The sequence below is a fragment of the Epilithonimonas xixisoli genome (assembly GCF_004365655.1).
In the GTDB taxonomy this organism is placed as follows: Bacteria; Bacteroidota; Bacteroidia; order Flavobacteriales; family Weeksellaceae; genus Epilithonimonas; species Epilithonimonas xixisoli.
In genome coordinates this window covers 819091-844015 of record NZ_SOEO01000002.1, presented here as the reverse complement: position 1 = coordinate 844015, position 24925 = coordinate 819091, and the positions used below count along the sequence as shown (strand labels likewise).

The 24925-nt window shown below is 36.0% G+C and carries 17 protein-coding genes and 1 pseudogene; 3 read left to right on the top strand and 15 right to left on the bottom strand.

Translation table 11 applies throughout. The features are described from left to right. Window positions 1-41: 41 nt before the first annotated feature. Window positions 42-1253, bottom strand: coding sequence for a type IX secretion system plug protein (locus B0I22_RS11270; protein ID WP_133944871.1), 1212 nt, complete (start codon window positions 1251-1253; stop codon window positions 42-44). 44 nt (window positions 1254-1297) lie between these two features. On the opposite strand from B0I22_RS11270, the gene B0I22_RS11265 reads away from it, so the two are divergent. Further along, the gene (locus B0I22_RS11265; RefSeq protein ID WP_133944869.1) at window positions 1298-1936 is read left to right on the top strand and encodes an MBL fold metallo-hydrolase; all 639 of its coding nucleotides are present in this window, start codon (window positions 1298-1300) and stop codon (window positions 1934-1936) included. A gap of 11 nt (window positions 1937-1947) precedes the next feature. Further along, window positions 1948-2700: a hypothetical protein gene (locus B0I22_RS11260; RefSeq protein ID WP_246022202.1), complete on the top strand. Its 753-nt coding sequence runs from the start codon at window positions 1948-1950 to the stop codon at window positions 2698-2700. 49 nt (window positions 2701-2749) lie between these two features. On the opposite strand, the gene pckA is transcribed toward B0I22_RS11260, so the two are convergent. The 8 genes and pseudogenes from pckA to B0I22_RS11225 all read right to left on the bottom strand — a co-directional run bounded on the left by pckA (window position 2750) and on the right by B0I22_RS11225 (window position 12909). Continuing rightward, window positions 2750-4363, bottom strand: coding sequence for a phosphoenolpyruvate carboxykinase (ATP) (gene pckA, locus B0I22_RS11255; protein WP_133944868.1), 1614 nt, complete (start codon window positions 4361-4363; stop codon window positions 2750-2752). Between the two features lie 118 nt (window positions 4364-4481). After that, window positions 4482-5384 carry a GYDIA family GHMP kinase gene (locus B0I22_RS11250; RefSeq protein ID WP_133944867.1) on the bottom strand — a complete coding sequence of 301 codons (903 nt, stop codon included), beginning with the start codon at window positions 5382-5384 and terminating at the stop codon, window positions 4482-4484. Between the two features lie 138 nt (window positions 5385-5522). Continuing rightward, window positions 5523-6398, bottom strand: coding sequence for an ACP S-malonyltransferase (gene fabD, locus B0I22_RS11245; RefSeq protein ID WP_133944866.1), 876 nt, complete (start codon window positions 6396-6398; stop codon window positions 5523-5525). Between the two features lie 122 nt (window positions 6399-6520). Then, window positions 6521-8527, bottom strand: coding sequence for a LysM peptidoglycan-binding domain-containing protein (locus B0I22_RS11240; RefSeq protein WP_133944865.1), 2007 nt, complete (start codon window positions 8525-8527; stop codon window positions 6521-6523). Window positions 8528-8585: 58 nt separating this feature from the next. Continuing rightward, window positions 8586-8687: pseudogene (locus tag B0I22_RS16345) on the bottom strand (type II toxin-antitoxin system mRNA interferase toxin, RelE/StbE family); the annotation flags it as partial. A 236-nt stretch (window positions 8688-8923) separates the two neighbouring features. Then, complete coding sequence (locus B0I22_RS16150) at window positions 8924-9067, bottom strand: hypothetical protein (protein ID WP_166668222.1); 144 nt, start codon at window positions 9065-9067, stop codon at window positions 8924-8926. A 66-nt stretch (window positions 9068-9133) separates the two neighbouring features. Then, complete coding sequence (bshC, locus tag B0I22_RS11230) at window positions 9134-10708, bottom strand: bacillithiol biosynthesis cysteine-adding enzyme BshC (RefSeq protein WP_133944863.1); 1575 nt, start codon at window positions 10706-10708, stop codon at window positions 9134-9136. A gap of 278 nt (window positions 10709-10986) precedes the next feature. Next, window positions 10987-12909 (bottom strand): putative porin, encoded by a 1923-nt coding sequence (locus B0I22_RS11225; protein ID WP_133944862.1) that lies wholly within the window; start codon window positions 12907-12909, stop codon window positions 10987-10989. A 146-nt stretch (window positions 12910-13055) separates the two neighbouring features. Here B0I22_RS11225 and B0I22_RS11220 point away from each other — a divergent pair, with 146 nt between their 5' ends. Next, complete coding sequence (locus B0I22_RS11220) at window positions 13056-13727, top strand: hypothetical protein (RefSeq protein ID WP_133944860.1); 672 nt, start codon at window positions 13056-13058, stop codon at window positions 13725-13727. A gap of 73 nt (window positions 13728-13800) precedes the next feature. Here B0I22_RS11220 and B0I22_RS11215 read toward each other — a convergent pair whose 3' ends face one another. The 6 genes from B0I22_RS11215 to rimP all read right to left on the bottom strand — a co-directional run bounded on the left by B0I22_RS11215 (window position 13801) and on the right by rimP (window position 24788). Then, complete coding sequence (locus tag B0I22_RS11215) at window positions 13801-15435, bottom strand: RagB/SusD family nutrient uptake outer membrane protein (protein ID WP_133944858.1); 1635 nt, start codon at window positions 15433-15435, stop codon at window positions 13801-13803. Between the two features lie 11 nt (window positions 15436-15446). Next, window positions 15447-18449 carry a SusC/RagA family TonB-linked outer membrane protein gene (locus B0I22_RS11210; protein ID WP_246022200.1) on the bottom strand — a complete coding sequence of 1001 codons (3003 nt, stop codon included), beginning with the start codon at window positions 18447-18449 and terminating at the stop codon, window positions 15447-15449. A gap of 178 nt (window positions 18450-18627) precedes the next feature. Next, window positions 18628-19965 carry a T9SS type A sorting domain-containing protein gene (locus tag B0I22_RS11205; RefSeq protein ID WP_133944856.1) on the bottom strand — a complete coding sequence of 446 codons (1338 nt, stop codon included), beginning with the start codon at window positions 19963-19965 and terminating at the stop codon, window positions 18628-18630. A 77-nt stretch (window positions 19966-20042) separates the two neighbouring features. Next, window positions 20043-22901 (bottom strand): translation initiation factor IF-2, encoded by a 2859-nt coding sequence (gene infB, locus B0I22_RS11200; RefSeq protein WP_133944854.1) that lies wholly within the window; start codon window positions 22899-22901, stop codon window positions 20043-20045. A gap of 109 nt (window positions 22902-23010) precedes the next feature. Next, on the bottom strand, window positions 23011-24246 hold the full coding sequence (gene nusA / locus B0I22_RS11195; RefSeq protein WP_133944852.1) for a transcription termination factor NusA: 1236 nt from the start codon (window positions 24244-24246) through the stop codon (window positions 23011-23013). A 74-nt stretch (window positions 24247-24320) separates the two neighbouring features. Then, window positions 24321-24788, bottom strand: coding sequence for a ribosome assembly cofactor RimP (gene rimP, locus B0I22_RS11190; RefSeq protein WP_133944850.1), 468 nt, complete (start codon window positions 24786-24788; stop codon window positions 24321-24323). Window positions 24789-24925: the final 137 nt, after the last annotated feature.

Below are 24925 nucleotides of genomic sequence, written 5' to 3'. Positions count from 1 at the left end.
TATTCCAAACAGCATTATAATATTATTAAATTAACACAAAATTACCTCACAGGAGTTCTAAATTCTCCATAACCCATCAACCCATCGAAGTTTCTACCGAACGGTGTGTAATATAAAAAGGCTTGATAGAGATTTTCCGTTTGCCAAAAATTCCCATTGATTTCGCCGTAATTCAGTTTTCCATCTGAGCCTTTGGTTGCAAGAATATAACTGTAGAAACCTTGTTTCAGATAGATTTTCGCAATGTATTTCTGTGCTTTTTCGTCATATTGCATTTGGCTTAGCTTGTCGGCTTTGTAATCATTGAACATTCCTAAGACATAGAATTCTTTGTCAGATTTTTGACTGTCTAAAGCAAAATAAACCCAAGAATAATCACCTTCTCTATTCGCATCTCTCTCAATTCCAAGGTCATTTCTTCTGAAATAAAACGCACCGTTTACATCAGGCTGATATTGATAATCGCCTGGGAAAGCCCAAACTGGATGCAGATAAGTATAATTTTTTCCATCGATGTTTTCTGTGTTTGCGACCATATCCATCGCTTGGTTCATAATTTTATTATCGTAATAATAGAATTCATTATTCCCCGGAAAAGCCAAACCTAATTGCTGAAACAAAAGCTGATTTCCCATCGTAGAACTCGGTCGAATATTAGTCAAAGAAATTCCCCAATTGTTATTTTGAATCACACTTAATGACAACGATGAAATATTATTTGTAATTCCTGCGCCATTTCCCGTCGCTTGGATTTCCAATCTTTGCTTGGCGTTTGGATTTTTGGCATCAATCAATCGGGTAACATTAATTCCAAGATTAGCATTATTTTCATAGATCGAAAATCTTTTCTTGAACAATGGTTTGTCCTGAGAATCTTTGTAAACGATGATTTCGTAATTCCCAGAAATCTTTGGACGAATTTTTTCGTTTGGGAAAACCAAGTCGTAATGCGTGTATTTTTGATACGTATTGAAGGAATATTGAAACTGATCGATTAGCGCATTCATACTTCCGTCCGCATATTCTGTGAAGAAAAGTCCATCATCTTCCCAATTTCTGTTATAATGTTTGTAGGTATATCGGTAGAGTTGACTGGTATTTGAAAGATCATCAAATCTTAAAATCAACTGCTCGCCTTGTGCAATAATCGGCGTTTCGTCATTAGTCTTAGGATTAAAAACCTGTACACTTCTGATTTCCTGAGCGAGAGAAATTGTGCTTAAAAAAAGAAAAAATAGTCTAATTAGATTCATATCGCTAAGTTAATGTTTTATATTTTTACAATTAAATTAAAAAAATGTTACACGTAGAATCTTTCACTTTCAATCCATTTTCGCAAAACACTTATCTTATTTATAACGATGAAAAGGAGGCTTTTCTTATAGACCCAGGAAATATGCCCGATGCTGAAACTAAAGTTTTAGGTGAATTTATAAAATCCAAAGATTTGAAGATTCAAAACATTCTTCTAACGCATGCTCACATCGATCATATCATAGGCTTGCAATGGGCTCATGACGAATTCAAAGTTCCGGTTTTGCTTCATTCTAATGAAATCGAAATTCTCGAGCAAGCGCCGTTTACAGCAAAAAAATATGGTTTCTTTTTCCCAGCTTTCAGTGGCGAAAAACAATTGATAAAAGAAGGCGACGAGATTAAATTAGGTTCAGATGTTTTTCAAATTTTAGATGTTCCGGGACATTCGCCGGGAAGTATAGCTTTTTATAATAAGGAGAATGAATTTGTGATTTCCGGTGATGCACTTTTTATGATGAGCATAGGCAGAACAGACCTCTACAAAGGCGATTACGACCAATTGATCACCAGCATCAAAACAAAATTACTCACGCTTCCAGAATCAACAAAGGTTTTCAGCGGACACGGAGAATCTACGACGATTGGTTTTGAAAAAGCACACAATTCATTTTTAAAATAAAATTAAAACCGATGAAGTATAAAATTCTGATTCTCTTATTATTAATTTTCAATCTCTCGTTTGCTCAAAATGATTTGGATAAAACTGAAATTGAGAACATTCAAAAGTTGATCAATTTATTTAAAACTAAAAACATCGATGGCATTTCGAAGGTGATTACTTATCCTCTGAATCGAGAATATCCAATTCCACCAGTCAAAAATGAAGCAGATTTAAAGAAAAGATTCAACCAGATTTTTGATAAAACAATTGTTGATGAGATTTCAAACTCAAAAATCGATCAATGGAGTGAAGTTGGATGGCACGGAATTATGCTTAACAACGGCAATCTTTGGATAGAATCTGACGGAAAAATAAAAGCACTCAACTATCAAAGTCATTTTGAATTGACTCAGAAAAAGAATCTGATCAGTAATGATAAAAGTAAATTGCATTCGTCCTTAAAAACTTTCAAATCGCCAACTTACAAAATCCAGACAAAAAGTTATCTGATCAGAATTGATGAATTAGCCAATGAAAAATACAGATACGCCTCTTGGAAAATCGGTAAATCCGAAAATTCAAAACCCGATTTGATTTTAACTAATGGCACAATCCGAATGGAAGGAAGTGGCGGAAATCACACCATCATTTTCAAAAAAGGAGAATATAATTATGAGATTTACAGAGGAATCATCGGCGAAAAAGACGCACCGGAAATATCGTTGACCGTTGAGAAAAATAACAAACAGATTCTTTATCAAGCTGGTAAACTATTAGAATAAAAAAACGCTTCCGAATTGGAAGCGTTTGATATTTAACATTATTTTAAATTTAATTTTGATGAACTTCTGATAAAACCGGACCAGAAGAAATCAATTCACGAGCTTCGTCGTTATCGGCAAACTGCTCAAAATATTTGATGTATTTTTTGGCCAAATCTTTCGCTTTTTTCTCCCAATCAGAATTATTTTCATAAGTATCTCTTGGATCCAAAATGTGTTCGGAAACATTTGGAAGAGAAGTTGGGAATTCCAGATTCATAATTGGAACGTGATCTGTCTCAGCTTTATCAATGCTTCCATCAATGATTGCATCGATGATTGCTCTTGTATCTTTCAAAGAAATTCTTTTGCCAGTTCCGTTCCAGCCTGTGTTTACCAAATAAGCTTTTGCGTTGTGTTCCTTCATTTTTCCAATCAACGTTTTGGAATACATCGTTGGATGAAGCGTCAAAAATGCCTCACCAAATGCTGGAGAAAAAGATGGCGTTGGTTCTGTGATTCCACGTTCTGTTCCTGCTAATTTTGATGTATATCCGCAAAGGAAATGATATTGCGCTTGGCTTTCTGTCAAGATAGAAACCGGAGGCAAAACTCCAAATGCATCTGCTGACAAATAAATGATTTTGCTTGCGTGACCAGCTTTGGATGGCAACACTATTTTGCTGATATGATAAATTGGATAGGAAACTCTTGTGTTTTCCGTAATCGAACCGTCAGCATAATCTACATTTCCTTCGTCATCCGTCATTACATTTTCCAAAAGCGCATCTCTTTTAATTGCACCATAGATGTCCGGTTCTTTTTCTTTGCTAAGGTCAATCACCTTTGCATAGCAACCACCTTCGTAATTGAAAACGCCATTATTGTCCCAACCGTGCTCATCGTCCCCAATCAAATATCTTTTTGGATCTGCAGAAAGTGTCGTTTTTCCAGTTCCGGAAAGCCCGAAGAAAACAGCTACATCGCCCTTTTCACCTACGTTTGCGGAACAATGCATTGATGCCATTCCTTTCAGCGGAAGGTAATAATTCATTATCGCAAACATTCCTTTTTTCATTTCTCCGCCGTACCAAGTTCCGCCAATGATCTGCATTTTTTTCGTCAAATCAAACATTACGAAAACCTCAGAATTAAGTCCCTGTTGTTCCCAATTTGGATTTACAGATTCGGAAGAATTGATGACTACAAAGTCCGGCTCGCCATAATTTTGAAGGTCATAATGAGAAGGACGGATGAACATATTCATCACAAAATGCGCTTGCCAAGCCACTTTGGTCACGAATCTTACTTTCAATCTTGTGTCTTCGTTGGAACCGCAATAGGTATCAACAACATAAAGCTTTTCGTTTGAAAGATCTTTGGTCACGATATCTTTTAACTCATCAAAAATTTCTACAGAAGTTGGTCTGTTGATGGTTCCGTCCCACCAGATCGTATCCTTCGTGATGCTGTCATTCACGATGTATCTGTCTTTTGGAGATCTGCCGGTAAAAATCCCGGTTTTTACAGCTACAGCACCAGATTTTGTCAAAATTCCTTTTGCAAAACCAGAATTGCTTGGATCCATCTCTGCTTGGAAAATTTCTTCGTAAGTGGGATTGTGAATGATTTCTTTGACGTCAAAAATACCTTGACGCTCGAGATAAGATTTTAACTTGTCCATTTTTAATTTTTTTTGAAGATTAAAGGTGTTGCGACAAATGTAAAAATATCAGCCAATTATCAAAGTTTTTATAAAATGACTTTCATCAGTTTAATAAAAATTTACAATTAATTAATAATCAATTAATTAACTCACTCCAAGAGAAAATTTTAGAAAATCCCTGCTTTTTAAAATAGCTTTCATAATCTCCAAATTTGGACGCAAGAACGAAATCTCCACCCCAAGCTCCCAAACTTTTGACAAAGCTGGGACAATTTTGGAAATATTTTTCTTTCACGGTTGGGATTCCAAGAAAATCCGACAGTTTTTGCTCGTGAATGGTCATCAATTGCGAAAATTCTTCCAAATTCTGACTTTTTACAATCTTTTCGGTTAATTTAGAATAGTCATTGATTAATTCCGTTGAAGTCGGCTTTGACTTGTAATGAGAAATTCCTTCCCGCGTATCTTGTTTTTGATTGAGATGGATAAAAATCAGCTCGTCTTTAAAATTTGGATTGAAATTAATTCTATGATAAGTCCTCTCGGGAAATCGACTGTAGAGAACTGCAGACTTTTCTTTGGCAACAGCAACATCGTAACCGCTTCCGCCAAGACTTACTTCGTTCAAAATAAATGGATCAATCTCGGCCCATTCTGCCAAGTTGCTCATCAAAGTAGAACTGCTTCCAAGCCCGAAGTCGGATGGAAATTGAAGATTTGTTTCTAAGTGATACGAAACATCACTTTTGGATTTGTTTTCAGAAAGATTCTGAACGTTTTTGAGAACTTTAAGAATAAACTCTGTGGCTTTTTGATTATTGGTTTCCAGGATTTCCCAATTTTTATAATCAATCTTTGCATCCAACCATAATTGGTTTTGATGATAAGCCTGCCAATGAATCAATGATTTTTGGTCATCACTTTCGGTAAAAAAAAGCTCTTGTCCTAGCTTTGTGGGAACAGCCAGAACAAGAGCGCCATCAACAGCAACATATTCTGAGGTCAGCATTAGCTTTCCGGGGGAAAATATTCTGTTCATATCTTTCTATTTAATTTTGATAACGTCTTTAAACGTTGAATCTGCAGCCCGAGCTGAGTGGAGCTCATTTTTTGCGTGGCTTTAGCTTGGCAAAATAGCGGGAACGGAGCGCGGAAAAGCTGCCCAAAAATTCTTATTTTAAATCGCAGAGGCTACGAAAACTTCTGAATCGATTTTCTTAATCAAACCTTGAAGTGTCTTACCAGGACCAACTTCTACAAAGTTACTTGCGCCATCTTTTATCATATTTTGTACACTTTGCGTCCATTTTACAGGACCTGTCAATTGCGCAATCAGGTTTTTCTTAATTTCTTCCGGATCGGAAATTGCAGTTGTCGTGATGTTTTGATAAACCGGAATTGTAGCTTTACGGAAATTAGTTTTCTCGATAGCAGAAGCCAATCTTTCTTGCGCAGGCATCATCAAAGGAGAATGGAATGCACCGTTCACAGGCAATAACAACGCTCTTTTTGCACCAGCTGCTTTCAACGCTTCACAAGCTTTTTCCACAGAAGTGGTTTCGCCAGAAATTACCAATTGCCCAGGACAGTTGTAATTCGCAGGAACTACGATTCCTTCGATTGTCGCACAGATCTCCTCCACTTTGGAATCTTCCAAACCGAGAATTGCCGCCATAGAACTTGGATTGATGTCGCAAGCCATTTGCATTGCCTGAGCTCTTTCGTAAACCAACTTCAGTCCGTCTTCAAAAGACAAAACGCCGTTTGCTACCAAAGCGGAAAATTCTCCCAAAGAATGTCCAGCAACCATTTCTGCGCCCAATCCATTGGCAACTTTTACAGCTGCAACAGAGTGTAGGAAAATCGCAGGTTGGGTAACGCTGGTTTTTTTAAGGTCTTCGTCTGTCCCATTGAACATTATTGAAACAAGGTCGAAACCGAGAATCTCATTGGCAGAATCCATCAAGTCTTTCACATCTCTTCGGGAATCGTACAATTCTTTTCCCATTCCTACATATTGTGAACCCTGACCAGGAAATACAAGTGCTTTCATATATTTTATAAATGATAATTGATGATTGATAAATGATTATATCATCAATGTTTTAAATTTTATTTTAATCTTGAAATTACGAATTCTGAATCACTTATCATTCATCGCTTATCAACTATTATTTACTGCATTAATCTTACAACTCTGTAACCGTTGTTGATGTATGCGCCGTTTGGTTTTGCTTTTACGAATTCGAATTTTGTAGCGAGTTGCGTTTGAGATTTTCCGATTTGTTTGAAGATCTCGCCTTTTTTGTTTTCTCTCGTCAGCATATCGTTCATCACATCAAACCCGATTACGGCATATTTGGATGGTGATTTGCAATATTTTGCTTTGTAATCTGCAAGAATTTCTTTTTCGAAATCGCCGTCGTAATTGATTTTTCTGTCCATCAGATAAACCAAACTTGCTTTTGAAAGATCATCCACATTTTTCTCAAAACTTGGATTGTAGAACATACTGAATGCTTTTACGCCCTCGGTTTGTTTTCCAAGAGCAATAACTTTTGATGCAAAAGCACTTCCTGCAGTTTCATCATCATCAGCCAAAACAGCAATCACAGGAACGGATTGTCCCGTCATCATATTGTTTTCTAACTGAATCTCATTGGATGAATTGACGATAATCACATTTGCTTTTGACAAAGATTTTTCCAAACCAGCTTTGATTGCGTTGGCATTGGCTTTGGAATTATCTGCAACGATGTAAATTTTTTGGTCTTTATAAACCTGTGAAACTTCTTTCACAATTCTGTCTGAATAAACAGAATTTTCAGTTTCGATGATGATTAAATTACTGTAATCAAAAAGGTCTTCTGAGTTGGCAAAAGGCGCAACCACAGGAATCTTTTTGTCATTCACAAATTTAAGAACTTCCAAAACACTCGATTTGAAAAAAGGACCAACAATCAAATCCGTATTGTCCGGATTGATTTGCGAAAGGCTGTTTTTGAAAGTCGTTTCGTTTCCTGCATCTACCACTTTGATGTCCAGTTTTTGTCCCGTCTTTGCATTTCTTTCAGCCGCCAGTTTAGCGCCTGTCAAAAAATCCATTGACAGCGTTCTGTACTTCGCATCGTTGGCATCAAAACCGAAAGGTAACATCAAAACAACGCTCAAAACATCGCCACTTTTTTTGGAATACATTGGATCTTGCTTCTTGATTTTCAAAGTCATTCCAGCTTTCAAACCATCGGAAAGATTTGGATTTAATGAAATCAATTGATCCAAAGTCACGTTGAATCTGTTCATAATGCTGAACATCGTGTCGCCACTTTGAACGGTGTATGTCACAAAATCGTCTTCCGTGAAAGTCGATGTTGCGGTGTAGGTCACATTGGAAGCTGTGTTTTGAGAACTCACTGTTTTCGTCACTGGAGCCGATGTTGTCGTACTTTGGGAATTATCTTCAACCTTGATAGAATTGGAAGAACTTGCCACAGAATCTGAACCAGAAACTCTAATCGCTTCGCCAGGTTTCAAGCCTGCGGATTCCAAACCTGGATTCAAAGCAAACAATTGCTTCTGTGTCAAGTTGAATTGTCTTGAGATTTTATAATAATTATCTTTCGCCTGAACCACGTACAAACCTTTGTCCGGAGAAGCGGTTTCAGTTTTAGTTACTGTTTTTACTTCGGCAGGTTTTTCTGTCGTAGTAGTAGTTGTTGTAGTTTGAACAACTGCTGTTGGCGTAGAACCAGCGTATTTCTCAATATTCTCTAAAGGCAAAATGATCTTATCACCAATTTTGGTGTGAGAATCCAAATCTGGGTTTAGTTTTCTAAGATCTGCTTCAGAGATTTTATATTGTTTTGTAATGCCGTAGATGGTTTGCTTTGGTTGCAAAGTGATGAAACCCGTTTTTCCATTGTTAGTTACCGCACTTACAGGCGTCGCTTTTGGAGTCGAGGTTTTCGGTTGGCTTCCGGATTTGGAAACCGTAATCACATCACCAATTTTAAGACCTCCTTCTTTTTTGGAAGGATTCAATTGATACAATTCATCAATCGTGATACCATATTGTTTGGAAATCCCGTAAGGTGTTTCTTTTGGAGCTACAGTGTGCGTTTTCTGTGCAGAAAGTCCCAAGAAGCCGATAAGTGCTGATAAAATGAAAATCTTTTTAACCATCCTTTTTTTATAATGATACAAAAATAATGCTTTCAGATTAAATGGGCGAAATTTTATTTCAGAACAAATCAGAATGTGTTCCGGTTCTGACTAATGTGATTAATCTGATTTCCTCTTCCTGATCCCAAACCAAAAGCCAGTCAGGTTTTAAATGGCATTCCCAATAGCCTTCGTAATTTCCGGAAAGTTTGTGTGCTTTGTATTTTGGAGGAAGTTTGTTCCGTTACTAAAAACGTAACAACTTCATCAAGTATTTTCATATTCAAGCCCCGCTTTTTTGCGAGCTTGACATCTTTTCTGAATTGATTGGTTTGTTCTAAACGATACATCAAGAATACAATTGATTTCTGAAATCTTCCAAACTTACAGACGTTGTTTTCCCTGCACGAGCATCTTTCATAGCCTTTTCGGTTTCCTTGTTGTAACGAGGTTTTTCTTCTTCATTAATGAAAACACTTTTTCTTTCTCAGAGAGAAGTTTTGCCATTTCGAAAAGTAATTTGCCTGCTTTTGTGCGCTTATTGATCGTTATCGTTGTCATAACAAAATGATTTGGTCTAACAAATATACAAAATTTAGAATCTGATTTTTTTAAATCTACCTCAGATTAAATGGGCGAAATTATTAATTCGGATTTTTCAACATTCATTTTTTGGTAGCTTTCGTCAATCCATTGTTTGCCAAAATCTGCGTAGAACACACTGAAATTGAAAACTCTTTCTTGCCAATTTCCGCCGGGATGAACTTTCAAGAATAAACTTTGCATCTGGTCAAAACGTTCTGATTGTTTTATTTTTTCTGCTTTCAGAAGGCGTTTTTGCATTCTTTTGAAAGATTTCAATTGTCGGGTTTCTTCTGCTTCTACAAGATTGTAGAACGTTTTTTCGGTTTCGGAAGCTTTGTTTTTAAGTTCTGAAAATGAAGCGATTAACTGAAGTTCTTTTTCCGTGAGAAGTAATTTGATGTCGTTGTTCTCAAGAATTTTTTGATTCAAAACTTCGGCGAAGTTTTCGAAGAAGTTTTCGATTTGCAATCCTGAGTTTTCAATTTTTTTGAATGTTTTTTCTTCGAGGAACAACATTGAGTTTCTTGGAACCAAAATCGGGAAAGGAAGATTGATGGATTCAAAGTAATCTTTCAACTCGATCCAATACATAATCTCTGCATTTCCGCCAACGTAAGCCAAATTTGGCAAAACCGATTCCTGATAAGCTGGACGAAGAACCGCATTTGGACTGAAATTTTCAGGATGATTTTCTAATTCGTTTAAGATTTCTTCTTCAGAAAATTTTAAATCTGTGTCGAGAATTTGATATTCGTCATTGATTTTCTCGATTCGGTTTCTGGTTTCAGAAAGATAGAATAAATTGATTTCTCTCGGATTGACCTGAACTTTGTGATATTCTTTTTCAAGAAATTCTCTTTGCGTTTTTGTAGTTTCGAAAAGTTGGTTTGATAATATTTCTTTTTTGAAAATATCTTTGACCTGAGATTTCAATTCTTTTGAATTTCCATCGATTGTCAATAATCCGTAATCTGCAAACAGTTGATTCACTAAATATCGAATCGCTTGCGTATGGGAATTTCCTTTTTTGTAAGCATTCTTGATCCAAAGAATCAACTCGGTTCCGTAGAGATTGTCTTTGAATTCTTTTTCAAATTCCTGAATGAAATATTGGTCTTCGATTTTAATATTTCCGACATCGCCTCCGGAATTTCCTTTGATTTCGTAATAATGTTCGCGCGTTTTGAAATGGTCAATCTCTTCGAAATCGTGGTCTTCTGTTGCCATCCAAAATATGGGAACGAAGTTGAGATCTGGGAAATTTGATTTTAGGAATTCTGCTGTTTTTATCGTCTGCAAAATTTTATAAACAAAGAAAACCGGCCCTGTAAAAAGGTTGAGCTGGTGTCCTGTTGTAATCGTAAATGTTTTACTTTCCTTCAGCGAGAAAAGAAATTCCAACTGTTTTGGGGACAATTGAGATTCTTGATTTTGTGAGAAAATAGTGTCGTAAAGAGCCGCTCTTTTCTCATCGGAAAATGAATTTTGTTTTTCGGTGATTTGATTTTTGAAGTTTTCCAAATCAAAAACTTTGTTCTGAAATCCGTCCAGTTTTTTTCCTAAAAAATCTTTGATGAGTTTTGGAATGCTGGTTATATTTTCGAAATCAATGGTCATTTGGTTGATTTTTTTTCTTAAAAATTTTAACGCAAAGCTCGCTAAGTTTTTTTTAATTTCTGACTGTTTTTAAGGCTCGCAAAGACGTAAAACTCATCAAAGAAAGCAATGTGTTAAATTGTATACAAATCTTCGTTTTTTGCAGAATCCCGCAGCCCGACTTGAACGGAGCTCTTTTTTGTTATTGCGATTTTGGAAAAGTTCTATTGGTTGCTTCACGCCGTTCGCAATAACAAAAAAAGCGGGAGTGGAAGGCGGAAATAGCTGCCATAATTATATTAATGGAAAAGATACCAAACAATCCCCAAATTGAGCCTGAAATCGTACAATGGATAGTTGGGCGACGTGAAGGATTTGTTTTGCATAAAGGTTTGATTGATATGTTGTCCCTCTACATAGAAATACATCCGCTTGACTCTCATATTGATGTAAACGTCCGCAATCGGTTGCCCACCAATAGAATATGCTGTTGCGCTTGGCAAAATATATTCGTTGAGAATTGGTGAAAATTCTCTAGAAGCAAACTTGGTGAAGTAATAAACTTTGACTCCAGCTTGGATATCTGCGGCTTTTTTGAATGCTTTGGTTTGATAAAACAAATTGATTCTTCCAATGAAATCCGGCATTGGCAAAAGGTTTTCGTTGTTCAAAGCTTTTTGGAACAACACTTTTCCGTTCAGATTGAATTTGCCATATTTTAAAGTACTTTCGCCACCGATTTGAGAAATGTTGAGTGAGGATCCACTCTGCTGTGGCAAAGAACTACTGTTGAAGTAAGTGTAATTGTCGATCTTATAAAAATCTACAAAAAACTGGGTGTCAAACAACTTCGCCAGTCTGACAGTTCCTCCAATTTGGGTTACAATCTCATTGTTTGGGCTTTGTAAGTTGTAATTATAATCGATGTAATGCGAAGAGTTGACGAGATAATTAAAACTTGGATAAGCTGATTGGAAATTGAGTCGTCCTTCCACCAAATAATCTTTGATGGGCTCGAAAACCAATAGATTGGTCGTTTTGATATAATCTCCGAATTGCGAACCTTTGGAAATCTCGAGGAAAGATTTGAGTTGAATTTTGTCCAACAATTTGATTTGCAAATTGCCGACTGCGCCAATCCTTTGCTCTTTGAAATAGCCCGGAATGTTGAGAATCGGGAATGCATTTTTGTTTCCAAATGTCAAATATTGATGGCGGAAACCTGCATCCAGTTTGAATTTCTCATTGTCCCAGACCAAACTAAAGGTGTTGCTGAGATTGTTGGAAAACTTCTTGTTGGAAAGTGGGAAATTTGTAATATTATCGGAATCAAAGAAATTGGTATTGGCTGCTGTTTCCGAAAAGTAATATTTGTTCCCCTGATGAAAAATCGTGTGTCTGAGTTTGAACGGATATTTTGTAGGATCGAAAGGCGAAAACTCCTGACTGAAATAATATCTTCTGTAGGAATATCGGGATTCTGCTCCGTCTAGATTAGTTTGTATATTCTGTCTATTATTAAATCTAGAATCACCACTAAGGAAGACATCTAGATCGACAATTCCACCATTTTCTTGATTGTTTATATTTTGGTGAATGTAGTGCGCATAGGCTTCATATTTTCCGTTTTGCGAAACGTAGTGGCCGCTAAAAAGTGTGTTGTTGCTAGATGCTAAGCTGTTCCTGTACAACCCTTGTGACCTAAGGCCCATATATTCTATTGCGAAGTTGAAATTTTTGCCGACATTCTGTGTATAAGTTGTCTGCAACTGTCCTCCATTCCTCATAGCGTTGTTGTAGAAAAATGTGGTGGTTGGGGTTTTGACATCGTAGTAATTGATGTCATTCTCTCCTTTTAGGTAGAAGGATTTATTTTCTGGGAGGAGATTTAGATTCTGCTCCGCATTTTTCTGATAGACTAAGTTCTGAAAACCGCCACCCACATTTGCGGATTGGATTTTTCCGAAATTATCCTGTTTGTTATATTGTGTGACGATATACGATCTATCGATGGCAAAGCTTGTGTCGTAGATTTTCTTTTGAGAGAATCTGGTTTTTACCAAATAATCATTAATAGTCGGTTTGTAGATCTCCAAAGAATCTTGCTCTCCGGAATCCACCTTGATGGTGTCTGCGGAGATTTTGTTGGAGTCTGTTTTGTTTACCTGCTGTGCATTGATCGATATGCCGAAAATGAACATTAGTATGAATAAATATTTCATCGAGGAAATTTGGGTACAAAAATAGTAGTTATTTTTGTAACGCAAAGGTAAATTTACGCACGCCGCTTTTACATTATCCTAAGCGAATGTTATAGTAATCAATCTAATTTGAATATATTTGTAATAATTAATAAAAAATTCTCAAAATGAAAAAAATAATAATTCCAATTTTATTGCTAGGCAGCATTAGCATCTACTCACAATCAGATATTATGAGAATCTTAGATTCAGATCCAAGACTATCTGCCACTTTGCGAAGTAATAATGTGTATGATCCTAATAAAAATAATAATACAATTACCGGGAACCCCTACAGCTCTACGGAATTTGAAACAGGGACTATTCCTAATATTAATGCTAATATTATCTTTAAATACAATGCTTATAAAGATGTTATCGAATTTAAAGATGGGAATAATATTTATGAACTACCAAAGGACGTAACTTATTCTCCTATTAAGTTAAATGATAATACAAATATTGTTTTAGAAACTAACAATGATGGCTCTTCTAGTTATTATACAGAGCTATATCAAAATAATAGCAGCAGTCTATTGAAGAAATATAAAGTTAATTTACTTGATGCAAAACCAACTGATGGTTACAGGGAGGCGACAGCTCCAAAGTTTTCTTCCCTTAAAACAGAATACTATCTAAAAACCAATAATAGCATTATCGAATTTCCTAAGAATAAAAAAGAATTACTATCTAAATATTCTAATAATTTAGCCTTGGAACAATTTGTAAAAAAGAATGGATCTTATATTAAGGATGAAAATGCAATGAAGGAAATTGTAAAAATAATTTCTCAAAAATAATTTTCATTTTTTTAAATAAAAAATCCGAAGAAAATAAATTCTTCGGATTTTTTTATGCCATAAGCAAACTCAATTATGGAGTCGCTTTATAACCTGGATTCTGCTGAATTAATTGGTTTGCCTGTAATTCCTTTCTCGGAATTGGCAAAGTAAATCTAAAATCGTCATTAGGAATGGTTACCGGCGCTTCTTTTGAATAGTCATCAACGATACTCCTATCAATCGATTGTCCTGTAAGTTTCCCTAGCCTTTTAAGGTCAATATATCTGTGCCCTTCAAACGCTAGCTCGACTCTTCTTTCTTTTAAAATATCTATAAGAGCTGATTGAGAATTTGTGTAAGTAGGCATTACTGCCGCACCTCTATAGTTTCTAGCATCTCTAACGGCTTTTATATATTGTGCCGCTTGTGTTAAGTTATTCTCAACCGCCGCACATTCTGCCAATATAAAATAGATTTCAGAAAGACGGAATACTTTTACATCATTTCTCAATATAACACCACTTCTTCCTGGGTATTTATCAATAACCAATGCATCATCTTTTCTGTAATTATCTGATGTCAAATAATTAGGATCCATTTTATAAGTTGGATCTATATAAGCCCATCTTCTAATATCACCAGGTGTAGAATCTAGTATATTAAATAAATTCCTTCCCATGTCATATCTAGAACCACTAATAGTAGATGAGTTTTGAGCAAATAAATTGACCATATTTTCCCAACCTCTAATTGGAGGTGGTGGATCTGTATTTGGTCTACTTAGCGCAAAAATTACCTCTCCTGGATTTGTATCTTGCCACATTTTAACATACGGGTTAGATGTAGTGTAAACATTCAATGACCTATGCCAACTTAAAACCGCACTCGGAGTACTATTTGAGGTAGGTATCGGAGCTGGAACTGGAGTAGCAGATGTTAAAGACAACCCAGATTCGTTCACAACTTTTTGAGCATATTGCTTAGCCAAAGTATATTTTTTGGTATATAAATAATATCTTGCCTTTAAAGCATTAATCATTTGTTTTGATACAAAAAATCTACTCTCATTTCTCCCTGTAAGGGAAATATTATTTTCAGCAAAATCTAAATCACTTTCAATAACACTATAAATCGCTGAGTTATTAACCCTCGGCAATTGTTCTTCAAAAGTAGGTATGTGATCTAACAAAATAACTCCTAGAGCATTCGGATCTGCCATATCTGTGGAATAATAAGATAATAATTGCAAATAAGCAAATGCTCTCAAAGTTCTACCTTCTGCAAGATATGAATTATAAAGTTTTTGCTCAGCCGGTGATGTTGGTGTTATGTTCTTTGATCCTTCTATTAAACGTACCACGTTGTTAATGATATTGTAACTACTAACCCAAATATCATTTGCTTGGCTTGTGGTAATGTCAACATAAAATTGGTGAGGCCCAACAGTAATATCAGAATTAGCAGGACCAATTCCAACTTCATCTGTAAACTGAGAAGTAAAGCTGATTTGTGGAAACATAGACAAGGATGCTACCTCGGCTTCAGCACTATTTATGTAACTTCCATTATAAATATTTGCATCTAACACTCTTCTTAGATCGTCTGTATATTTGTAAGCATTTTCAGGATATAATTCTCCTTCTTGTACAATATCCAACGCATCTTTGCACGAATATACTGAAAGTACACCTACACAGAGGGCTATTTTTATAATATATTTTTTCATTTTTTACTTATTTAAAATTGTATGCTTGTTCCTATTGATATAGTTCTTGGATTCGGATAACTTCCTAAAGGAAATGTACCCAAACCTTCTGGATCAAAGCCATTATATTCTTTTCTCCAAAGATAAATATTCTCACCTTGTACAAAAATTTTCATTCCTTTAATAAAAGTCCTATCTGTAAACTTTTTAGGAAGTGTATAACCCAACATGAGAGATTTAAATCTTAAAAATGAGGCATCTCTTAAAAATCTGTCAGATGTACTACTGTTATCATTTGCTTTCAGTACTTCCCAACTTGGAATATCTGTTATTTTATTATCCGGCGTCCAGGCATTTAATAAATGGGCAGAAACATTATAACCATCCATTGCATAGCCTTGCCCTAAATAAGCCCAGTATTCCTGATTATCGGTTCGATAATAATCTGCCTGGAAGGAAAATAAAGTATCCAAAAAGAATCCTTTGTATTCTGCATTGAAACCGAAACCACCAATATATGCCGGGAAATAATTTTTTCCAGTTGCTCTTCTATCACCTTCAGTTGGATTGGTCGTGATTGTATTTCCACTCGCATCCATGTACTGCATCTTACCAGTTTCTGGATCAATGCCTAAGTATGGCACTACATTCCATTGGTAAACTGTCCCTCCTACTTCATTTATTAGAGACCCTCTTAACAAAGGAATCTGAAGATCTGTAATCGTGTTTTTGTTGTAAGATCCGTTTGCAAATACAGATAACTTAAAATCTTCTTTGTTAAACATATTATATCTCAACAACAATTCCACCCCTCGGTTTCTGATTCCTCCTAAGTTACCATCGTATTCTGTAAGACCATTGATAGCTGAAACTTGAATACCTGTAAATAGTCTAGATGTCTGTTTGTTGTAAAAATCTATATTACCCTCCAACTTTCCATTAAGCGTTTTAAAATCTAGTCCAATATTAGCCTGTGCAATTTCTTCCCATTGTAAAAGCGGATTTCCTAACTGATCTATAGTAAATCCCGCATCATTATTATTGTAACTTGTACCAACTGCTAATACATCTCTAATAAGGTTTGCACCAACAAGCAATGCATTAGAGCCATAGTTAGGAGCTAAAACATTTTGATTTCCCTGAGTTCCATAAGACCCTCTCAATTTTAACATTTGGAAGCCAGAGTCAGACATGAAATTTTCTTGGTCAATATTCCATCTAGCGCCCGCTGACCAAAAAGTTCCCCATCGATAATCTTTTGCAAAACGATAAGTTCCGTCCCTTCTTATCAAACCGGTAATACCATATTTACCAGCATAATCATAATCCAAAGTTGCGAAATAAGCCAAAGACCCGGCATCAACCTTACTAGCGAGAGCCGTACTATTGTATCTAATTTGAGGGTTATTTGGGTTTGTAAGATCGACCTGTGGATCGACATACCCCTTTCCTGTTCCCATACTCCAAACTCGCTCATCTAATCCGTTTTTAGTTTGTGAACTATATAGATAATGAACTTTGGTATATTCTAAATAAGCACCGAAATCAAAAGTATGATTTTCCCCTAGCTCAAAATTATAATTTGTACTGGTAACAGAGTTGAAATTCATTTCCCTTCCTGCGTATATTTGCTCGTGCCCACCATAAGGATTTGCAAAATTTGCATTTACGGTACCAAAAGCAACTATTCTTGCTAAGTAACCTTTGGGGTCTCTACCAGTATCACCATTCGTATTCTTATAATCAACCCCTGATCTATTGCTAATTGACCATTTGTCCGTCAACTTATATGACAATGTTGCTCCGGCAAAGATGGTAGTTTCTTGAATTTGATGAAAAACACTTTTGTTTCTTAGAATCTCCTGCAAAACATAAGTACCATAGCGATCGTAATTCGGTGCTGTAATTGTACCATTTTGGGTTAAAATATTAAACAACTCTAAACCAGTGTTTGCAATATTTGCTTTCAATGCTGGATTTCCAAGTAAAGCTCCTTGTAAAGGATTTTGAATAACATTATTATTAACTGCACTGTTTGTTTCTTGAATCAATTGATTTCGTTTTGAATAAGCCAAGCCAACTTGAGCATTATATGAAAACCTGCTGTTCTTAGACTTTCCTGTTATATTGTTTCGGAATGTCATCCTTTGGAAATCAGTACTTGGCACCATCCCTCCTTGACTCAAATATCCTAGTGATGAATAAACACTTGTATTTTCGCCCCCAAAAGTTGCATTAACATTGTGCTGCAAAGTTATATCTGGTCTGAAGAATTCTTTAGTCCAATTTGTGTCGGTTTTATAATTATCTATTTCTTCATAAGTCATATCTTGCTGACTATCACCCAATATATTGACACCAAGATTCTTTTGGATAGTTAAAAACTCTTTTGCATTTGCAAGATTATACCTATTTGTAGGAAGCACACTTACTCCCGTGGTACTATTGTAGCTAACTGTTAAGGGAGAGTTAAACTTTCCAACTTTCGTTTTAACGATAATTACACCATTAGCACCTCTGTTACCATAAATCGACGTTGCGGCCGCATCACGAAGAATACTTACAGCATCAATATCTTCTGGATTTAGATTTCTAAATTGGTTTGCATTTGTGGGAACACCATCTATTACAATTAGAGGATCAGTACTTGCATTAAGAGAAGAAACCCCTCTGATAACCACATCTATTTTTGCAGAACCAGGAGAACCTGAACTAGAAGCAATTGTAACCCCCGGGGCAGACCCTTGTAGAGAATTTAGAAAGGAAACATTTGGACGATTTTCCAATACTTCCGACGAAATAGTTGTATTCGCCGAAATGTCTTTAGGTTTTGTCGTAACCTTACTATAACCCAAAACCACTACTTCATCAATTTCTTTACTTGTAGAAGCAGTATCACTTTTTGTTTTTTGAGCCATAAGATTTTGCCCACAAAAGAACAAAACGCCCACAGTCAAAAGCTGTAACTTTACATTCATATTAACACTATTTATATTATTACCTGCAAATATGTTAATAAATACTAATATTTCCAAATTTTTAACATTTATTCTTTAAAAAAATATATTTATTGAATTTTCTATTACCAATTCTGTCCTTAAACAATCGATATGAAAATACAACAAAGACATCATTACCTTTTTGAGAATTATAAATTAAGAACCAAAAAACCCCACTCAAGAGTGGGGTTTTTCCTATTAAAAAAGAAATAATTTACTTCTTAATAATTTTCTTTGCTTCAGATTTGGTGCCATCTGTAACTGTGATAATATATACTCCTTTTGTCAAATCGCTCACATTATAAGAATCTTGTGAACTGAAAGATTTAACTAACTTACCAGATACATCTGTTATTGAAACTTTTACTTTTGCATCATCATACCCCTTAACATTAATTTTAAAATAGTCAGTAGCTGGATTAGGGAATACGCTCACTGAATTTTTGTCAGCAATATCATTTACTGCAAGACTTTCTGTAGATTTGAACATTCCGGAGTTAGTAGAAATATCTGAGTAACCTCCCGAATAACATACATCTCCTATACATTTAATCGAAGTATGCTGTACAGCATCCAACTGTGTCCAAGTAGACCCATTATCTTTACTTATATAAGACCCTGGAGCTGCTTGAGTAACCGCAGCTGCAATAATTGTGTTTGTTCCTGGCACGTAAGAAATTGAAGTTATATTACTTTGAACATTTATACCACTTACATTTACTGTCTCCCAAGTTGAACCTCCGTTTGTTGTTCTATAAACATTTAAAGCCGTAGGAGTTCCTGCTGAATTAGCACTTTTTCTAAACACGATGCCTTTGTTTGCATCACTAAAACTCATCAATCCACTATTAGCAGTAGTACCAAAATCTGTAACATAACCTGTTGGTAGTATAACAGACCATGTCAATCCTTTATCAGTAGATTTCAAAATTCTTCCTCTATTTGTATAAAAAAACACAGCATCACCAACATATGTATATCCTCCTGTATAACCATATTCGGAATTTAAAGGCGCTGGGATATTAGCGGATGGAACCCTAGTCCAATTAGCACCACCATCAGATGTTGTGTACAATTCGAAATAACCACCAACTGGATCGCTCATGAAAACACCATTATTGGTATCATAAAAATGAACCCAGTTATTCCAAGATTCGTCAGGTGTCGTTCCTCCAATTTGGAAATCCCAAAAATCGCCTCCATCAGATGTTTTGAAGACACCTCCCGTTCCATCTGCTTCTCTGGAAGCCATAACCCAAGCGGTATTAGCATCAGCTCCGACGATACTTTGAATATTAAGACTTGGATCCCCTAAATCTATAATGCCAGCCGTCCACTGCGCGCCACCATCTGTGGTTTTTGTAAACTCTTGAATATCTGCCCCCGCAACCCCATCAAATGCATAAGCCCAAACATTATTAGTATCTTTTGCATGAATTCCTAAAATTCCTCTAGAATCATCGGCAAAACCAGTAAATTGATTAGTCCAAAATTGTGAATATGCATTAGTGGCAAAAAACATTGCTGCACAAGAAAATAGAATTTTTTTCATAATATTTTTAAATTTTTGTTTAATAAAGTAAAATTATAAAAAAAACCTAGAAAATCTAGGTTTTTTTTAGGAATTTATTATTTTAACTTTTTCTTAACAGCTACTTCTTCATAAACTTCAAGTATATCTCGTTCTTCGATATCATTGTAACCTTTGATATTAAGACCACATTCGTAACCTTTGGTTACTTCTTTTACATCGTCTTTAAAACGTTTCAAACTTTCCAGTTCTCCATCGAATTTTACAATTCCATCTCTCAGAAGTCTGATTTTAGAATTTCTGGTTACTTTTCCGGTAAGAACCATACAACCTGCGATAGATCCGACTTTAGAAATTTTGAACACCTCTCGGATTTCTACGTTACCGATCACTTGTTCCTGAATTTCTGGAGAAAGCATTCCTTCCATTGCTTCTTTCACTTCGTCGATTGCTCGGTAGATGATTGAGTATGTTCTGATTTCTACTTCTTCTTTATCTGCAATATCTTTTGCATTCACACTTGCTCTTACGTTGAAACCAATCATAATGGCATCAGACGCTGCAGCTAGCAATACATCAGACTCTGTAATCTGACCAACACCTTTGTGAAGGATATTAACCTGAATCTCTTCTGTTGATAATCTTTGTAATTGATCTGCCAATGCTTCTACAGAACCATCCACATCACCTTTCAGAATAATATTCAATTCTTTGAAATCTCCTAGAGCAATACGACGTCCAATCTCATCAAGCGTCAAATGTTTCTTGGTTCTGATAGATTGTTCTCTTTGAAGTTGCTCTCTCTTATTTGCAATCGTCTTAGCTTCTTTTTCATCCGCAAAAACTCGGAATTTGTCTCCAGCTGTTGGTGCGCCGTCCAAACCTAAAATTGTCACAGGAATTGATGGTCCTGCTTTTTCCATAGCTTTTCCACGCTCATCCAACATTGCTTTCACTTTACCGTGATTTTTACCTGCGAGTACGTAATCTCCAACAGTTAAAGTTCCGTTTTGAACCAACATTGTTGCAACATATCCACGACCTTTATCCAAAGCTGCTTCTATTACTACGCCACTTGCTTGCTTGTTTGGATTTGATTTTAACTCCAACATTTCTGCTTGAAGAAGGACTTTTTCCAACAACAATTCTACATTGTTACCAAACTTAGCCGAGATTTCTTGTGCTTGTACATTTCCACCCCATTCTTCTACCAAGACATTCATTGCAGAAAGTTGCTCTCTGATTTTGTCAGGATTTGCGCCTGCTTTATCCACTTTATTGATAGCGATAATCATTGGGACACCTGCTGCTTGTGCGTGTGCAATGGCTTCTTTTGTTTGTGGCATTACGTCATCATCTGCTGCAACTACGATAATTGCAATATCAGTAACTTGAGCACCTCTAGCTCTCATCGCGGTAAATGCCTCGTGACCTGGTGTATCCAAGAATGTAATTCTCTGTCCACTTTCCAATTTCACATTATAAGCTCCAATGTGCTGAGTGATTCCTCCAGATTCTCCAGCAATTACATTGGTTTTTCTAATATAATCTAGCAATGATGTTTTACCGTGATCTACGTGTCCCATCACTGTTACAATTGGTGCTCTTGGCAATAAATCTTCTTCCAAGTCTTCAACATCATCCGCAGCAGCCTCTTCTACATCGGCATCCGCAAATTCAATTTTGTAACCAAATTCGTCTGCTACCAACAACAATGTGTCCGCTTCCAAACGCTGGTTCATTGTCACCATTACACCTAGAGAGAAACATGCAGAGATCACTTCTGTTGCGCTTACATTCATCAAACTAGCCAATTCGCTAACTGTGATAAACTCCGTCACTTTCAGAGTTCTGTCTGCCGCATCAATTTCTTGTTGAAGTTCGTCTTGCTCTCTTCTCCAAGATCTTTTGTCCTTTCTATGTTTAGAACCTTTAGATTTCCCTCCTTTATTCGTCAGTTTTTCTAAAGTTTCTTTGATTTGATTTTTAACCTGCTCATCTGTCAGTTCAACTGGCATTGTACGAGCTTGTCCGCCACGGTTGTTCCCGCCTGGACGATTGTTTCCGCCTGGACGGTTGTTATTATTTCCGCCTGGACGATTGCCGCCTTGCCCTGGTGGGCGATTGCCTTGATTGTTACCTTGTCCTGCAGGTCTGTTGCCGCCACCTTGGTTTCCACCTTGGTTGGTATTGGTCTGTCCAGGAACATCTTTGGTAATACGCTTTCTTTTTTTCTTCGCAGCGTTATTTGAATTGGCAGAAGGTTTTGGCTTATTGAACTGAGACAAATCGATTTTCTCACCTACAATCTTAGGCCCGTCCAATTTTTGATAAACGGTTTCGATTTTTTGAGGCTCGTCAGATTCCGGAGTAGTAGGTTCAGCCTGAGTTGACACAACTGGCGCTGGTTTTTCTTCCACTTTCGGTTCTGATTTCGGTTCTTCTTTTGCAACAGATTTTGGCTCTTCTTTTGGTTTCTCAGAAACTTTTGGTCTGCCGCTGTCTATTTTAGAAAGATCAATCTTATCCAAAACTTTGAACTCCTGTTTTTCTTCTTTTTTCACAACCTCTACTGGCTGCTCTTCTTTCTTCTCTTCTACTACCGGTTTTGGTGTAGGAGCAACTTCTTCCACAGGTTTAGCTGCAGGATTCAAGTCGATTTTTCCCAAGATCCTGGTTTCGGGTCTTGCGTTTGATTTGGCTCTTATAACCTCAGGTGCTTTTTCTTCGATCGCTAATTTTTCGTCAGGAACTTTAGAAATCACCACCTCATGAGAAGCTTTTCTCTGTTCTCCATCTTTTCGGAACTCAGCTTCCAATGCAGAAAATGCCTGTTCTTCTAATAGAGCGTTAGGATTACTATCCACTTCTATTCCTTTGCCCTGCAGATATTCCACAGCTCTTGGGATAGAAATGTTAAGTTCTTTAACGGCTTTATTTAATCTTATTTTTGGCATAAATATAATTTTGCTTTTGGCTTTAGCGTTTTAAGCTTTTGCTTTAATTTTTCTTTTTATTAAATTTTAGTTTTTCAAAAAATAATTTGAAAAACTATATTTCATTTTATTATCCTTCTAATTCTTCTCTTAGAATATTCTTCACATCATCAATCGTTTCTTCTTCAAGATCTACAATTTTCAACAATGCGTCCGTATCTTTATCCAATACGCTTCTTGCAGTCATAAGTCCCACTTTTTTGAACTCATCGATAATCCAAGCTTCGATCTCATCTGAGAATTCTCTCAACTCAACATCATCGTCATCAGAAGTTTCTCTGTAAACATCAATCTCATAACCCGTCAACCATGATGCCAACTTGATATTTTGTCCTTGTTTACCAATTACTTTCGAAATCTCTTCTACTGGTGTATAAACCAAAGCGTAGTTCGATTCTTCGTTGATTTCAATTTTATTAATGATAATATTCCCTAAAGCTCTCTTCACAAAAATCTCAGGATTTTTTGACCATTGAATCACATCGATGTTTTCATTTTTAAGTTCTCTCACCACACCGTGGATTCTTGAACCTTTCACTCCAACACACGCTCCAACTGGATCGATTCTATCATCATAAGCATCAACTGCGATTTTCGCTTTCTCACCAGGAATTCTCACTACTTTTTTAAGGATAATCGTTCCATCTTGAATCTCAGGAATCTCAAGCTCCAACAATTCTTCTAAGAACTTCGGTGCTGTTCTGGAAACGATGATCTGTGGTTTTGAACCTCGGAAGTCAACACTTTCCACAATTCCTTTAATGCTTTCTCCTTTTTTGAAAAAGTCAGAAGGGATTTGGTTTTCCTTTGGTAAGATAAACTCATTATCTTCATCATCCAAAAGAATCACGTGTTTGTGACGGATATGGTGAACTTCACCTATAATGATTTGTCCGATTCTGTCTTTGAACTGCTCATACAAAGAAGCGTTGAAATGCTCTTGGATTTTCGTAGCCAAAATTTGCTTCAAAGTCAAGATACTTCTTCTCCCAAGATTTGCAACTTCGATCTCTTGAGTATATTCTTCACCAACTTCGAAAGTGGAATCGATCTTTCTAACTTCAGAGATCTCGATTTCCAAATCATCATCTTCTGACATCTCGTCTTCTACGATAGTTTTATTCAAGAAAATCTGAAAATCCCCTTTGTCAGGATTTACAATCACATCAAAATGGTCATCAGAGTCATATCTTTTTCTAAGAAGAGTCTTAAGAGAATCTTCGATAATAGCCATTAAGTCTATTTTGCTGATATTCTTTATTTCTTTAAAATCACCAAAGGCTTCTATTAAAGCTAAATTATCCATATCCTATATTATATATTGATAAATGATGGTTGATAGTTGATTTTATTTTGAATCAATATCAAATCATCTAATTGTTAAAATTTAATTACTACTAATGCTTTTTTGATTTCGGTGTAAGGAATTTCTCTTTCTTCTACTACATCTTCTTTTCCTTTTCCGATTAATTTTGGTTGTCTGTATTCTAATCTCAGAACAATCTTTTCATCATCAACTGATAAAAGCTCACCTTCAATCTTTGTAGAATCTGCAAACATCACCTCTATATCTCGACCAATATTTTTTCTAAATTGTCTTGGATATTCAAGTGGTTCACTCAATCCAGCTGACATTACCTGCAAACTAAAATCGTGCTCTTCCCTATCCATATTGAACTCAATCGCTCGGCTTGCATCCAGACAATCCTGAAGTGTAACGCCGTTGTCTCCATCCAAAACCACTGTAACATCGGACGTTACAGAGATTTTCAGATCTACTAAAAAAAGATCCGCTCTAGTTTCTAGAAACTCATTAAGCAACCGACTTAATTCTGTTTTAAATTCCATAAATATTACCTCCTAATTACATCTACGAAAAAAGGCATTCTTGCGAAAGCCTTCCCATTTTCCCGTAAATCTTTTGCAAAGATAATTAAATTTATTTTAACAAACAAAAACCTCCAATAGCAATTAGACATAGTTCA

Coding starts and splice junctions, on each gene's coding strand:
- B0I22_RS11270 (WP_133944871.1), bottom strand. CDS start 1,253: ATGAATCTAATTAGACTATTTTTTCTTTTTTTAAGCACAATTTCTCTC.
- B0I22_RS11265 (WP_133944869.1), top strand. CDS start 1,298: ATGTTACACGTAGAATCTTTCACTTTCAATCCATTTTCGCAAAACACT.
- B0I22_RS11260 (WP_246022202.1), top strand. CDS start 1,948: ATGAAGTATAAAATTCTGATTCTCTTATTATTAATTTTCAATCTCTCG.
- pckA (WP_133944868.1), bottom strand. CDS start 4,363: ATGGACAAGTTAAAATCTTATCTCGAGCGTCAAGGTATTTTTGACGTC.
- B0I22_RS11250 (WP_133944867.1), bottom strand. CDS start 5,384: ATGAACAGAATATTTTCCCCCGGAAAGCTAATGCTGACCTCAGAATAT.
- fabD (WP_133944866.1), bottom strand. CDS start 6,398: ATGAAAGCACTTGTATTTCCTGGTCAGGGTTCACAATATGTAGGAATG.
- B0I22_RS11240 (WP_133944865.1), bottom strand. CDS start 8,527: ATGGTTAAAAAGATTTTCATTTTATCAGCACTTATCGGCTTCTTGGGA.
- B0I22_RS16150 (WP_166668222.1), bottom strand. CDS start 9,067: ATGACAACGATAACGATCAATAAGCGCACAAAAGCAGGCAAATTACTT.
- bshC (WP_133944863.1), bottom strand. CDS start 10,708: ATGACCATTGATTTCGAAAATATAACCAGCATTCCAAAACTCATCAAA.
- B0I22_RS11225 (WP_133944862.1), bottom strand. CDS start 12,909: ATGAAATATTTATTCATACTAATGTTCATTTTCGGCATATCGATCAAT.
- B0I22_RS11220 (WP_133944860.1), top strand. CDS start 13,056: ATGAAAAAAATAATAATTCCAATTTTATTGCTAGGCAGCATTAGCATC.
- B0I22_RS11215 (WP_133944858.1), bottom strand. CDS start 15,435: ATGAAAAAATATATTATAAAAATAGCCCTCTGTGTAGGTGTACTTTCA.
- B0I22_RS11205 (WP_133944856.1), bottom strand. CDS start 19,965: ATGAAAAAAATTCTATTTTCTTGTGCAGCAATGTTTTTTGCCACTAAT.
- infB (WP_133944854.1), bottom strand. CDS start 22,901: ATGCCAAAAATAAGATTAAATAAAGCCGTTAAAGAACTTAACATTTCT.
- nusA (WP_133944852.1), bottom strand. CDS start 24,246: ATGGATAATTTAGCTTTAATAGAAGCCTTTGGTGATTTTAAAGAAATA.
- rimP (WP_133944850.1), bottom strand. CDS start 24,788: ATGGAATTTAAAACAGAATTAAGTCGGTTGCTTAATGAGTTTCTAGAA.